The sequence below is a fragment of the Aequorivita soesokkakensis genome (assembly GCF_001641085.1).
Classification (GTDB): Bacteria; Bacteroidota; Bacteroidia; order Flavobacteriales; family Flavobacteriaceae; genus Aequorivita; species Aequorivita soesokkakensis.
On the sequence record NZ_LXIE01000001.1, the window covers coordinates 469,280 to 482,686 of the forward strand.

Genomic DNA, 13,407 nt, shown 5'->3' on the forward strand with positions numbered 1-13,407 from the left:
TTTTAAGACTATTCTCCCAACAAATCAGCAAAGTATTTATAAAGTTCCCCTTTTGTAATTACTGAACCTTGCTGGATCAACACAAAAATATCTTTGTTGCGATCGTCCTTTATAGCTTTGGTGGAAGTGTAAAGACTAACCGCATCATCGTGCAGGTTTTGCTGAAGCCATTTGTATCCATATTCATTTGTAATATCAATATTTTCAGCTTCTACCTTTATTGCAATCAGCTCAATAAAAGCATCTGTAACATGAAAAAGCATCAATTGCTTGGGCGAAATATGCTCCAAATATTTCACTTTGCCCAAAACCCCTTCCCAAATAAGGTCACTGAAAATATCAAGTTCCTGCTCAGCAACTTCTGGCTTTTCAATTTTAAGCTTCTTCCATTCATCAGCGGTGATGGATTGTGTGGCTAAAAAATTTATAAACTCTTGGTGCAGTTCTTCAAACTGTTCTTTGGTTAATCTGGCGTATTTCATTTTAGATATCGATTTAAAAAAATAAAATAAAAAAACCTTCCCCAAAACGGGAAAGGTTTTTATAATAATTAATTGCTTTTATTAGTTTTCTTCGGATGTTTCTTCCGATTTAACTTCTGGTTGCGGTTCTGGTTTAGCTTCAGCTTTAGGTTTTTTAACCTCTGGCTTAGCTTCAGCAACCACTTCAAAAGTGAAGTTGGTTACCACATCTCTGTGGAAACGGATAGTAGCATCATATTGACCAGTACGCTTAACAGCACCACCGGCAACAACAATATACTTCTTCTCTATAGAAACACCTTCTTTTTCAAGAGCTTCTGCAAGATCACCATTAGTTACCGAACCAAACAATTTATCACCTTCGCCAGTTTTGGCAGTGATTTTAATTTCAAGTCCATTAAGTTTCTCAGCTTGTGTTTTAGCTTCGTCAACTACTTTCTTTTCTTTGAAAGCGCGTTGCTTCAAAGTTTCAGCCAATACTTTTTTAGCCGAAGGAGTTGCAAGTACTGCATGCCCCTGTGGAATCAAAAAGTTTCTTCCGTAACCGTTTTTCACGCTTACAAGATCATCTGCAAATCCCAGATTTTCTACGTCTTTCTTTAATATAAGTTCCATAATATTCTCTGGTTTTTATTTTAATAAATCGGCTACGTAAGGCATAAGTGCCAAATGGCGTGCTCTTTTAACAGCTACGGCTACTTTTCTTTGGTACTTCAAAGAAGTTCCTGTAAGTCTTCTTGGAAGAATTTTACCTTGCTCATTTACAAATTTCAATAAGAAATCTGGGTCTTTGTAGTCAACATACTTAATACCGGATCTTTTGAAACGACAGTATTTTTTAGTTTTGTTGGTATCTATATTAAGAGGAGTAAGATATCTGATCTCTCCGTCTTTTTTTCCTTTTGCTTGTTGTTGTAACGTTGCCATAACTTATGCTGATTTTTTATCGCGGTTTCTTCTTTTTTCTGCCCAAGCAATTGCATGCTTGTCAAGGCTCACTGTAAGGTAACGCATAAAACGCTCGTCCCTTTTGAATTCAGTTTCAAGTTCGTTTACGGTCTCACCTTCAACGGTGTACTCAAATAGGTGATAAAACCCACTTTTTTTGTTCTGGATTGGATAAGCAAGTTTTTTCAAGCCCCAATTTTCTTTGGATATCATCTTAGCACCTTTAGAAACAAGAAGATCTTCATATTTCTTTACTGTTTCCTTTATCTGATCTTCAGATAAAACGGGATTTAAGATGAAAACAGTTTCGTAATGATTCATAAAAAATCTATTAAAATTAATGATTAAACTTTTGGCTTTCTGCCAAGAGGGTGCAAAAATAATACTTTATTTCTTATAATCAAACCGAAACCAAGATAGATGTGAAAAATGTACATTTTAGACGAAGTGTATATTTTTTTCGATTAAAGTTAAAAAAAGTTGCATTTCATCGATTATTTGCATATTATTGCCTTACGCAAAACCTACTATTGTGGAAAAAACAATACTTAAATGTGCAATTGTAGATGATTCTACACTGCAAAGGCTTTCCATAGTGAAGCTCATCCAAATGCACCCATCACTTGAACTTGTTGGGGAGTATAAAAATGCTATTGAGGCCAAAATGGGTCTCGCTTCTATTGAAATAGACCTGATTTTTCTGGATATAGAAATGCCCATTCTTTCCGGATTTGATCTTTTGGACGATATTCAAAGAAAACCCCAAGTTATTTTTGTTACCGGAAAAACCAAGTACGCTTTCAAAGCATTTGATTATGATGCCGTGGATTACCTTCGTAAACCCATTGCGAAAGATCGTTTTTTGAATGCCGTTCACAAAGCAATCACTAACTACAAGCTTAAAAATGAAGAAGGTTTTGACGATGAGGATTTTATCTTCGTAAAAAGCAATCTAAAAAAGAGAAAGGTTTTCTTGAACGAACTTCGCTATATTGAAGCTTTAGGTGATTATGTGAAACTTGTAACCGAGCACGACTCTCTGGTTGTACTTTCTACGATGAAAGCATTTCAATCATTATTGCCGAATGAGCGTTTTCTCAGAATCCACAAATCTTATATTGTGAATTTGGACAAAGTACAGCGCTATAACAGCAAGACTATTGAATTGGACAAAGACAAGCTGCCTTTGAGCCGAAACAGAAAATCTGACCTAGTTGAAGCTTTGGCCGCTACTCAGAATTAATAATTATCTACATCAATATTTACGCGAACGCTTGAAAATTCCTTAATGGAGTTGAAACTGCGTTGCACATTCTCTATGTATTTTTTCGTCTTTTCCAAAGATTGATTTTTTGGAATTTTGATAAGTAGATTGATGATGTATTTATTTTTAATTCTCCCAATTGGTGGGGGTTCTGGCCCTAAAACATTTTCCTTGAATTGCATTTCCAAAGCCTGCCCAAACCAGGCTGAAGCTTTTTGAACACGCCCTAAATTTTTATCCTTAAAAACAATTTTTATCGTTCTGTAAAATGGTGGATATTTATAATTGTAGCGTTCTTCAAGTTGCTCTTTATACATTGCTTCATAATCGTTCACGCTAACTTGCTTCAGAATTTGATGATATGGATTGTAAGTCTGTATCAAAACCTTACCCCGTTTCTGGGTTCGCCCTGCCCTACCCGAAACTTGCTGCAACAATTGAAAACTGCGCTCATGCGCCCTAAAATCTGGAAAATTTAATAGATTGTCAGCGTTCATCACGCCAACCAAACTTATATTTCTGAAGTCCAAACCTTTGGCGAGCATTTGTGTGCCTACCAAAATGTCGATTTCCTCATTTTCCAAAGCCTCAATCAATTTTGAATACGAATGTTTTCCTTTGGTTGTGTCTTGGTCCATTCGAGCGACTTTATGATTTGGAAACAACGTTTTCAATTCCGTTTCAATCTGTTCGGTTCCGAACCCTTTTGTATCCAAAGTCTCACTTCCGCAGGCGATGCAACTTTGCATCATCGCCATATGATAACCGCAATAATGGCAACGCAACTGGTTTTTATGTTGATGAAAGGTCAAACTAACATCACAGTTTGGGCATTGTGGTGAAACCCCGCAAGTAGTGCATTCCACAACGGGCGAAAAACCTCTTCTGTTTTGAAAAAGAATTACCTGCTCACCATTTTTCAAAACCTCGTGCATTTCTTCCAGCAAACGATCGCTGAAATGGCCCGTCATTTGCTTTTTGCGGGTTTTCTCTTTTATATCAACCAATTCAATTTCTGGCATCAAAACATTTCCGAAGCGCTTTTTTAATGTAACCAACCCGAATTTTCCAGACTTTGCGTTGTGATAACTTTCCAAGGAAGGCGTTGCGGAACCCATCAACAATTTCGCTTTTTGAAGATTTGCCAAAACAATGGCGCTGTCGCGGGCATTATAGCGCGGCGCTGGGCTGTATTGCTTAAAACTTGGCTCGTGCTCTTCGTCAACAATTATAAATCCGAGATTTTTAAAAGGAAGAAATAAAGAAGAGCGCGCACCAATAACAACTTGCGCTTTCGGTTTTTCGGCAAGTACATTGTTCCAAACCTCAACCCTTTCGTTTACTGAAAACTTTGAGTGATAGACCGAAATCTTTTCGCCAAAATATTTCTGAAGACGACTAATCAATTGTGTGGTCAAAGCAATCTCGGGAAGCATATACAAAACTTGCTTTCCTGAATTGATCACTTCTTCAATAAGCCGAACGTAAATTTCAGTTTTTCCGCTGGAGGTAACGCCGTGAAGCAACACCACATCATTTGTTTCAAAAGATGTTTTTATTTCGCTATACGCTTTTTTTTGTGCTTCGTTCAAGGTTTTTATTTCTGAAGAAATTTCGCCGGAAAATTCCACACGATCGTGCTGAATAAAATATTCTTCCAAAATGCCTTTATCAATAAGCGATTTCAGCGTCGCGGTCGAAGCTTCGCTTTTCTTTTGAAGCGCTGTGGAACTAATTGGCTTTTTGGTTTGGCTATTCAACATGAAAAGATTCATCAATACATCGCGTTGTTTTGGTGCACGGTTTAACGAATCTAAAAGTTCGCGAAGCTTTTCTTCGGAAGTGTATTTCTGTGAGAGTTTTATGTAGCGTTTCAGCTTGGGAACATACTGTTCATAAACGGTTTCCTCAACTTCAATAATATTTTTATCGAGTAATTTCTGAATAACAGAAACAACATTCTTTCTGTCCAAAATGGAACGGGCATCATTAATATGCAACGAAGATTGATGTTGCAAAGCTTCATATAAAACAAATTCGTCATCGCTTAAAGATGCTTCGTCCTGAAAATTTCGTGAAGAAAGCTTGATGATGGTTTCGCTTTCCAACAAAAAGGCGCTTGGGAGCGCAGCCTTTATTACTTCACCCAAAGAACACATATAATATCCAGCCAGCCACTCCCAATGCTTCAATTGAAATGCAGTGAGGATTGGTTCTTCATCAAGAATATGGTCAATGCTTTTTGTTTCATAACCCACCGGCGGCTGATCGTGAACTTGATATACAATTCCCGTATAGACCTTAGATTTTCCAAAGGGAATAGCCACCCGCATTCCTTGTTTTAGAAAGGCAGCTTCGTCTTTATTCACGCTATATGTAAATGTTTGCTTTAGCGGAATGGGAAGAATGACGTCTATAAAATACACTCTGAAAAAGTTATTGGGTTACTGTTTTATGAATAAAAAAGGCCACCGAAATTGGTGGCCTAAAGATACTGTTTTTAAAGTTTTTTAGTTAACGCGCGTCCAGGTTTGTGTTCTTCCCAAAAGAGAGAAACCAATATAGCCACGGACGTCCAATTTGTTGGCGCCGTCAAGTTCAATATAGCATTTGTAAACCTTTCCATTATTGGGATCTGTAATGGTTCCGTCGTTATATTCATCGCCATCTTTTTCAAGACCTTTAATGATTACAAGTCCCATAATTGGCTTATTCTTATCACTGCCAGAACATTCAACACAGGTTAGATCTCGTTTTGTTGGATCGAGTATTTCTATCACTTTTCCGTAGATCTTTCCGTTTTGCTTATAGATTTCAACAATTGATTTTGCCTCGCCTGTTTCGTCATCAATGGTTTTCCATTTTCCGGTTACATCCTGCGCGACAGCCGTCATGACCGTTAAGGCAACAAGGGAGATAGTTAAAAGTATTTTTTTCATAGTTTAAAAATTAGGTTTAACGTTTAATTTTTTCTTTTAGCCGCCTTATTGAAATGTTCAGTTCAAAACCCAGCAGCAATAGGTTTGCATTTATCCAAATATATAACATCAGAATCAAAAGTGCACCAATGGAACCGTATAACTCATTATAATTTGAAAAGTTATTAATATAAACCCCAAAAAAGTAAGTTGTCAACACAAAAAGTACTGTGGTAGTCAATGCACCTATAGAAAAGAAACGCGAGGTCCTGCCTTCCTTTGTTCCGAAATAATACAATGTGGCAATAACCACATAGATCATTAGTATAAAAACAATAAACTGAAAGAACGAAATCCAGAAAACATCATTTTCAATATAAGCCCTGGAACGGAGATCAGCGATTATATATTCACCATATAATATAACCCCAACAGAAGTTAACAACAACAATGCCAAGAAGATTGAAACTACTAGGGCTACAAGATACTGCCTAAAAAAACTACGGTTTATGTTTACGTGAAACGAGTGTTCAAAAGCGCTGAAAATTGCATTAACGCCATTGGCAGATAAAAAAATTGACAGAAAAAACACTATGGAAATCAATCCTGCGCGTGGGTTTACCGCAATATCCGCAATTACTGGATAGAAGAACTGTGTGGTTTGTGCAGGCAATAAGGCTTCCATAAATATTAAAAAACGCGTTTGGAAACCGTCTATAGGTATGTATGGAATCAGGTTAAGCAAGAACAACAAAAAAGGAAAGAGCGCCAAAAAAAAGCTGTAAGCAATGGAACTGGCACGGGGCGAAAAAGATCCCTTTAGGATTCCAGTGCCATAAATGTCCAGCAAATGGTAAAGCGAAAACTCCCCAAGACCTGGAAGTTTTATTTTTTTACTTAGCCGCACCAAATCACGAATGACCGGAATGTTTACTTCCTTTTCCTTTTTTTTACTCATTTAACGGCTTTTAGACTAAGGTCCATATTGTAAACGGAATGCGTCAAAGCGCCACTGGAAATATAATCCACACCGCATTCGGCATATTTTCGAGCGGTTTCCAAAGTAATGCCACCGCTGGATTCTGTTAAACATTTTCCGTTGATAAGTTTTACAGCCTTGCTGGTATCTTCATAATTAAAATTGTCTATCAAGATTCTGTAAACACCTTCGGACTGCAATATTTCTTCAATTTCAGAAAGGTTTCTGGCTTCAACGATTATTTTTAAATCGAGGTGGTTGTTTTCCAAATAGCGCTTTGTTTTTTCAATCGCTTTCGTTATTCCTCCGCAGAAATCTATATGGTTGTCCTTAAGCATCACCATATCATAAAGCGCAAAACGGTGGTTCTCCCCGCCCCCAATTTTTACCGCCCACTTTTCCAAAGCGCGAATTCCGGGAGTTGTTTTTCGGGTGTCTAGAATTTTGGTATTGGTGCCTTCCAGCAGTTTTACATATTCGTTGGTTTTGGTGGCAATTGCGCTCATTCGCTGCATCGCGTTCAAAACCAATCGCTCCGATTTCAAAATGGATTGTGAAAGTCCGGAAACGTAAAAACACACATCGCCATATTTTACTGGGCTGCCGTCTTCTATTTTAATGTCCAACTCAAGTCCTGGGTCAACATATTCAAAAACCTCTCGTGCGAATTCTATTCCGGCAATGATGCCTTCGTCTTTTACCAAAAGTTTTGCAGTGCCCCTTGCATCCTCGGGAATGCAGGCCAGAGAGCTGTGGTCGCCATCACCTACGTCTTCGCGAATGGCGTTGGCAATGATGATGTCTATTTCTTTGTTAAATTGTTTTTCAGAAATCATAGCAAGGAAATTTTAGCTAAAATACTTTAAAAAGTTTGAAGGACGAAGTGGGAAGAAGGAAGTAGCAACTTTTATCTTTGTATTTTTAACTTCTGAAAAATTTGAAATGAAAATTACGCTGCTCGCAATAGGTAAAACCGACAATAACCAACTGCAAACCCTAATGGATGACTACACCAAGCGGCTGGGATTTTATGTTTCGTTTGAAATGGAGGTAATTCCCGATGTAAAGAATGCTAAAAATCTTTCCGAAGCACTTCAAAAACAAGCCGAAGGGGAAGAAATTTTGAAACGAACCACTACCGCCGATGTTTTAATCCTTTTAGATGAAAAAGGAAAAACATATACTTCGGAAGGGTTTGCGGAGTTTCTTCAGAAAAAGATGAATAGTGGGTTGAAGAACCTCATCTTCGTTATTGGTGGGCCTTATGGATTTAGTGAGGCGGTTTATGAACGTGCCAACGGGAAGGTATCGCTTTCTTCCATGACCTTTTCGCACCAAATGGTTCGGCTTTTCTTTATTGAGCAACTCTATCGTGGGTTTACTATTCTTCGGAATGAACCGTATCATCATCGATAGGAATTAGCGAAAAGCGAAGAGCGAAGAGGGTTTTCTACCATTGGCAATCTATGAAGTCTGTTAACATATGAAATAATAAACCTACTGTTATTATTCTTGTCTTTTTAAAAAACAACAACACTACATATACTGCCATTGCCCAATAGGTGTGCAGCGGATGAAAATTGATGCTGCAGCGGTGGTTTTCAAAAATTGGGGTTGCTAAAAGATGATCTACATCTATTAGCATAGTGGCGAGCATAATTAGCCACGCTTTTTTCCATTCTTTTCTGAAAAAAATATAGGCTATTAGGCCGGGAGCCAGAAAATGCAGGCTGTAGTGTATTACCGTTTGAAGCATTTCCTTTTAATATTTTACCATTTTTGCCAAAAGCACTATTTGCCCCAAGTGATAGGCGTCGTGCTGGATGATGCCGTGAATGTGCTGATAATAGGTGAGTTTGTTAACTGGGTATTCGTTTATGAAATCTGCTTCGTTAAAAGTGCTGAGAAAATAAAGCCATTCCTTTTGGGTGGTTTCCAAGGCATCAAGCGTTTGGCGCCACGCTTCATCTGAATCATCTTCTATTTTTACTATATAATTGTTTGAAGGTGTTTGGATCACTTCGCCCTGTACTCTTTTCAGTACGTTTTCACGCCAAGAAATTATGTGGTTTACTATTTCCCAAATGGTATTGCCGTTTTTTATGGGGCGTTGGGCGGCTTGCTCTGGGGTAATTTGCGATAGTGTATCCTGCAGGGTAACGTCCAGCCACGGATGACCGTGATATAGGTCTGTGAAAAGGGTTTGTATGCGATGCGACTCGTTCATTTTTTGGTTGAGGGTTGATGGTTTATTGTTGATAGCCAATCAAAGATAACGAAATATTTTAGGAAGTTTTGATGGGTCTTTAAATGCGAATCGCAATTGTAAGGATATGAGCGGAAAACTCGAAATGGCTTGGGCAAATATTTATTCTAGCCTTGCAATTCCACAATAAAGTAACATAAATATTTTGATTATAAAGCGCTGATTTTTATATTTATACATAACAAAGCCCAGCAGAAGGTCAATTTCTCCCCCTTGCAGACCTTCAGCGTTTTTTTGCAACGCTCGGTTTCTTGCCAAGCTACATATTTACACAAACGCCTTGCGGGCATTGACTGTTTTTGTTTTAGGATCTTTTAATTTATTTATTAATCTTAAATCTATTTAATATGGCTATTAAGTACAAATTAGTAGAAAAAGGGGAACCCGGCGTGGTAGGCGGCGGGACCAAAAAATGGTATGCCAGATGTATAACAGACGGCGAACTAACAATTGACGATCTGGTGGAGCAAATTGAAAAATTTAGCGCCCTGAGCGAGGCAGACATCAAAGGTGTAATTATTGCCTTAGAGAACGTTATCCAAAACGCAATTGCCGATTCAAAGATTGTGCGCTTGGAAAAATTAGGGTCACTCTACCCCTCCATTAGCAGTAAGGGCGCAAACCGGGAAGAGGATTTTGTGGCAAACACTATGATTGAAAAAGTGAATGTGCGCTACCGTCCCGGCAAGAGGATAGCAGACAGTGTACGCAACGCAGGCTTCAAGAAGCAGAGCTAGCGCAAAACTGCTGCGCACCAACCGAACAACTGGTGCGGAACAAATGATTAACTGGTGCGCACCAATCTGTAGATTGGTGCGCACTAAATTTTTAGGGGGTGGTTTTTACTAATTTATTTAGGATGGGCACGAGCGGGACGCTCGTGCTAGCTGGGTACAACGGGATGGTTGTGGTGGCTGAGGCATTATAGTTAACTATAAAAAACAAATTCTGTTATCAAACCAATAGCAATCAATAAAGTTATAATTATTGCAGCCCACACATACACTTTATAAAACTTCTTTTGATTGCGGAAATCATAATTTGAAATGGTTTCGGTGCTGGCTATTATATCATTTTCGATAAGTAATTTATCTACTTTTCCACGGTCTGTGTCTAAAATGAAATATCTTATTCCTTCTGCTATATCGGGCTGTTCGTTGATTTCTGAATAGAATGGTATTTGTTTGCGGTTCATCACATCTTCAAACCTTATTTTATCCTTTAACAAAACATATAATTTTAGATGGTCTTGATGTTTTATGTGGAAGGGTTTGTTCATTTAAAGAGATTGAGGCACGAGCGGGACGCTCGTGCTAGCTGGGGTCAAATTTAAATTCTTTCTACTGATATGTAATCTCTTTCACCAAAAATAATATCTCCTTTTAACTCTCCATTATTGTAAATTAATTTTATTGGATCATTTAATCCGTAAAGAATTACATTGTGATAGTCATGATTAACTAAATCATCTTTACTAGGGAAGCTATTATATAATATTCTATTATAATCTGGTTGTAAATGTTTTATTAATGCCTTCTCAGCGTCTAAGGATATAGTTTTTTTTGATGGTAACATATAATCCAATAAATAATTTGACATTTCTGTTGGGGTGGCATCATCTCCCCATTTTACAATTGTGTTATTATCCTTAATTCTAAATAACATTATCATAATTTCATTAGAAGGAATGTTTTGGAAAGATAAAGGTTCTTGATTAGTTAAGATTTCTTGAAAAGTAGAATGGCTAGATAATCTTTCACAAATATTTTGCTCTGTAGATTTACCTACATAATGAACTTTATACTCCAACATTTTAGAATAGTCTCCATTAAATTTAGCTCTAATATGCCCTTTCCAATAATTTTGAAGAAGTTTATCAGGAGTGAATTGCGCTAACCTTGATACTTCTCCCGATACTTTATTCTTTGATTGAATAGTAAATGCTTGAGTGCCTTTAAAAGGAGCTCCTATTTTTTTTTCAGGGGTGCTTTTACGATTATGTAATCTTAATTCTATAGACTTTGATAAATCTGTCGCAATATTATCCTGAATAAGAGGTAGCATGCATCTAACAATCTCGGGATTACCTTCTTGCTCGATATCAAAGCTGAGTTCTAAAGTATCCTCCCAGAGAAAAAAATTACTGAATGTAATTTCTTTACGTTGAATAATCATATAAATATGACTATCGTAGACATTTTCGCGAAATTCTTTATCCTTAATAAATTTTGCAAAGTAATAAGCACTTAATGGAGCATATCCTAATTCCAAATCATTTATTAGAATACCTTTTGTCATTCAGTGATTTCTTTGTATTAATATTTCTACTCCACCCCCTCAATCAAAACCCCCAACATCTCAATAGCAGCATCACTAATGCGGGTTCCTGGACCGTAAACGGCCACTGCGCCGGCATCAAAAAGGTATTGGTAGTCCTGCGCGGGTATTACGCCGCCCACGATGACCATAATATCTTCGCGGCCGTACTTTTTTAGTGCCTCTATAACCTGTGGCACGAGGGTTTTGTGCCCCGCGGCAAGGGAGGAAACACCGAGAATGTGTACGTCGTTTTCCACGGCCTGTTTGGCGGCTTCGGCTGGAGTTTGGAACAATGGGCCTATGTCCACGTCAAAACCTACATCGGCATAGCCCGTGGCTACTACCTTGGCGCCGCGGTCGTGTCCGTCCTGCCCCATTTTGGCAATCATAATACGGGGGCGGCGGCCTTCAAGTTCAGCGAACTTGTCTGCCATTTGCCTTGCCTTATCAAAACTTGGGTCTTTTTTCATCTCTTTGCTATACACGCCGCTAAAGGAGCGTATTTGTGCCTTGTACCTGCCGAATTCCTTTTCCATCGCGGTTGAGATTTCGCCAAGGGTTGCCCTGTGGCGGGCAGCTTCTACGGCTAAAGCTAGTAAATTTCCTTCACCTGTCTTTGCACATTCGGTAATATCTGCCAGTGCCTTTTCTACCTTTTTGGTGTCGCGGGTGGCTTTTATGCGGTTTAGGCGTTCAATCTGCGAGGTACGGACCTTTTGGTTGTCCACGTCGAGGATTTGTAGCGGGTCTTCCTTTTCAAGACGGTATTTGTTTACGCCCACGATGATGTCCTGTCCGCTATCAATACGCGCCTGCTTACGGGCAGAGGCTTCCTCTATGCGCAGTTTGGGAATTCCTGCCTCAATGGCTTTGGTCATTCCGCCCAGTTCTTCTACTTCTTCAATTAGCGCCCAGGCTTTGTTGGCGATTTCATTGGTAAGGTTTTCCACATAATAACTTCCCGCCCAAGGATCAACCGTTTTGGTGATTTGGGTTTCGGTCTGGAGGAATATCTGGGTGTTCCGTGCAATACGTGCAGAGAAATCTGTTGGCAAGGCGATGGCTTCATCCAAAGCATTTGTGTGAAGCGATTGCGTTCCACCGAAAACTGCGGCAGCCGCTTCAATGGCGGTTCGCGCTACGTTGTTGAAAGGATCTTGTTCAGTAAGACTCCAACCGCTTGTTTGGCAGTGGGTTCTTAATGCTAAGGATTTTTCACTTTTGGGGTTGAACTGTTTTACAATCTTTGCCCAAAGCATACGGGCGGCGCGCATTTTTGCGATTTCCATAAAATGGTTCATCCCAATTGCCCAAAAGAAAGAAAGTCTTGGCGCAAAAGTATCAATATCCATTCCTGCCTTTATTCCTGTGCGGATGTATTCCAAACCGTCTGCCAAAGTGTATGCAAGTTCAATATCTGCCGTGGCTCCGGCTTCCTGCATATGGTAGCCGGAAATGGAGATGCTGTTGAACTTCGGCATGTTTTTCGAAGTGAATTCAAAAATATCGCTGATAATCTTCATCGATGGCGTGGGCGGATAAATGTAGGTATTGCGCACCATGAATTCCTTTAGAATGTCATTCTGAATAGTTCCTGCCAAATCTTTTGGCGAAACGCCCTGCTCTTCCGCAGCGACAATATAGAATGCCATAATGGGAAGCACGGCACCGTTCATCGTCATGGAGACGCTCATCTTGTCCAACGGAATTTGGTCGAAAAGGATTTTCATATCCTCTACGCTATCAATCGCTACGCCTGCTTTCCCCACATCGCCCTCTACCCTTTCGTGGTCGCTGTCGTAACCGCGATGGGTTGCAAGATCGAAAGCTACGGAAAGCCCTTTTTGGCCTGCAGCGAGATTACGTCTGTAAAAGGCGTTGCTATCTTCAGCTGTTGAAAAACCTGCATATTGGCGAATAGTCCACGGACGGCGTACATACATAGTGGAATATGGCCCACGAAGGTTTGGTGTAATTCCGGCTACGAAGTTTAGGTGTTTAAGATCTGCAATATCTTCATTGCTGTAATTCTTCTTAACCTCAATGTTTTCAGCCGTTGTGAATTTTTCTGCTTCTGTATTCGGCCTTTCTTCTTCAGAATTTTTCAATTCTATATGTTCTAAATTTCTCCTATCCATATTTTTTCAATGCTTTCCCAACCCATAAATATTCCAAAACAAATTAGCAATATTGATACAAACACAATAAGGACGCGGAAATACTTGTGTGTT

At 39.0% G+C, this 13,407-nt stretch carries 16 protein-coding genes; 3 read left to right on the top strand and 13 right to left on the bottom strand.

Annotated elements, in window-relative coordinates:
- Positions 1 to 8 precede the first annotated feature (8 nt).
- From A7A78_RS02200 to rpsF, 4 genes are all read right to left on the bottom strand, one after another.
- Positions 9 to 482 (bottom strand): DUF6495 family protein, encoded by a 474-nt coding sequence (locus A7A78_RS02200; RefSeq protein WP_068760783.1) that lies wholly within the window; start codon positions 480 to 482, stop codon positions 9 to 11.
- An 81-nt stretch (positions 483 to 563) separates the two neighbouring features.
- Positions 564 to 1,097: a 50S ribosomal protein L9 gene (gene rplI / locus A7A78_RS02205; RefSeq protein ID WP_068760784.1), complete on the bottom strand. Its 534-nt coding sequence runs from the start codon at positions 1,095 to 1,097 to the stop codon at positions 564 to 566.
- A gap of 15 nt (positions 1,098 to 1,112) precedes the next feature.
- Positions 1,113 to 1,409, bottom strand: a complete 297-nt coding sequence (rpsR, locus tag A7A78_RS02210; protein ID WP_068760785.1) for a 30S ribosomal protein S18 — start codon at positions 1,407 to 1,409, stop codon at positions 1,113 to 1,115.
- 3 nt (positions 1,410 to 1,412) lie between these two features.
- On the bottom strand, positions 1,413 to 1,751 hold the full coding sequence (gene rpsF, locus A7A78_RS02215) for a 30S ribosomal protein S6 (protein ID WP_068760786.1): 339 nt from the start codon (positions 1,749 to 1,751) through the stop codon (positions 1,413 to 1,415).
- 211 nt (positions 1,752 to 1,962) lie between these two features.
- Between rpsF and A7A78_RS02220 the strand changes: the two genes are divergently transcribed.
- A complete protein-coding gene (locus tag A7A78_RS02220; protein ID WP_207489311.1) occupies positions 1,963 to 2,673 on the top strand; it encodes a LytR/AlgR family response regulator transcription factor in 711 nt (236 codons plus the stop codon).
- Here A7A78_RS02220 and priA read toward each other — a convergent pair.
- The 4 genes from priA to nadC form a co-directional block, all read right to left on the bottom strand.
- Positions 2,670 to 5,120 (bottom strand): replication restart helicase PriA, encoded by a 2,451-nt coding sequence (gene priA / locus A7A78_RS02225; protein ID WP_068760787.1) that lies wholly within the window; start codon positions 5,118 to 5,120, stop codon positions 2,670 to 2,672. The two genes, A7A78_RS02220 and priA, sit on opposite strands and share 4 nt — an antisense overlap.
- A gap of 84 nt (positions 5,121 to 5,204) precedes the next feature.
- A complete protein-coding gene (locus A7A78_RS02230; protein ID WP_068760788.1) occupies positions 5,205 to 5,633 on the bottom strand; it encodes a DUF2147 domain-containing protein in 429 nt (142 codons plus the stop codon).
- Between the two features lie 16 nt (positions 5,634 to 5,649).
- Positions 5,650 to 6,570 (bottom strand): YihY/virulence factor BrkB family protein, encoded by a 921-nt coding sequence (locus A7A78_RS02235; RefSeq protein WP_068760789.1) that lies wholly within the window; start codon positions 6,568 to 6,570, stop codon positions 5,650 to 5,652.
- Complete coding sequence (gene nadC / locus A7A78_RS02240) at positions 6,567 to 7,427, bottom strand: carboxylating nicotinate-nucleotide diphosphorylase (protein WP_068760790.1); 861 nt, start codon at positions 7,425 to 7,427, stop codon at positions 6,567 to 6,569. The genes A7A78_RS02235 and nadC overlap by 4 nt, the downstream gene beginning before the upstream one ends.
- A 106-nt stretch (positions 7,428 to 7,533) precedes the next feature.
- On the opposite strand from nadC, the gene rlmH reads away from it, so the two are divergent.
- On the top strand, positions 7,534 to 8,007 hold the full coding sequence (rlmH, locus tag A7A78_RS02245) for a 23S rRNA (pseudouridine(1915)-N(3))-methyltransferase RlmH (RefSeq protein ID WP_068760791.1): 474 nt from the start codon (positions 7,534 to 7,536) through the stop codon (positions 8,005 to 8,007).
- 34 nt (positions 8,008 to 8,041) lie between these two features.
- Here rlmH and A7A78_RS02250 read toward each other — a convergent pair whose 3' ends face one another.
- Both A7A78_RS02250 and A7A78_RS02255 read right to left on the bottom strand, forming a co-directional pair.
- A complete protein-coding gene (locus A7A78_RS02250; protein WP_068760792.1) occupies positions 8,042 to 8,347 on the bottom strand; it encodes a DUF6122 family protein in 306 nt (101 codons plus the stop codon).
- Positions 8,348 to 8,353: 6 nt separating this feature from the next.
- Positions 8,354 to 8,818 carry a DinB family protein gene (locus A7A78_RS02255; RefSeq protein WP_068760901.1) on the bottom strand — a complete coding sequence of 155 codons (465 nt, stop codon included), beginning with the start codon at positions 8,816 to 8,818 and terminating at the stop codon, positions 8,354 to 8,356.
- A gap of 386 nt (positions 8,819 to 9,204) precedes the next feature.
- On the opposite strand from A7A78_RS02255, the gene A7A78_RS02260 reads away from it, so the two are divergent.
- Positions 9,205 to 9,594: an HU family DNA-binding protein gene (locus A7A78_RS02260; RefSeq protein ID WP_068760793.1), complete on the top strand. Its 390-nt coding sequence runs from the start codon at positions 9,205 to 9,207 to the stop codon at positions 9,592 to 9,594.
- Positions 9,595 to 9,785: 191 nt separating this feature from the next.
- Here A7A78_RS02260 and A7A78_RS02265 read toward each other — a convergent pair whose 3' ends face one another.
- From A7A78_RS02265 to scpA, 3 genes are read right to left on the bottom strand one after another with little or no spacing between them, the layout of a single operon-like run.
- Complete coding sequence (locus A7A78_RS02265) at positions 9,786 to 10,136, bottom strand: hypothetical protein (RefSeq protein WP_068760794.1); 351 nt, start codon at positions 10,134 to 10,136, stop codon at positions 9,786 to 9,788.
- Between the two features lie 50 nt (positions 10,137 to 10,186).
- Positions 10,187 to 11,155 (bottom strand): hypothetical protein, encoded by a 969-nt coding sequence (locus A7A78_RS02270; RefSeq protein ID WP_068760795.1) that lies wholly within the window; start codon positions 11,153 to 11,155, stop codon positions 10,187 to 10,189.
- A 26-nt stretch (positions 11,156 to 11,181) separates the two neighbouring features.
- On the bottom strand, positions 11,182 to 13,314 hold the full coding sequence (scpA, locus tag A7A78_RS02275; RefSeq protein WP_068760796.1) for a methylmalonyl-CoA mutase: 2,133 nt from the start codon (positions 13,312 to 13,314) through the stop codon (positions 11,182 to 11,184).
- Positions 13,315 to 13,407: the final 93 nt, after the last annotated feature.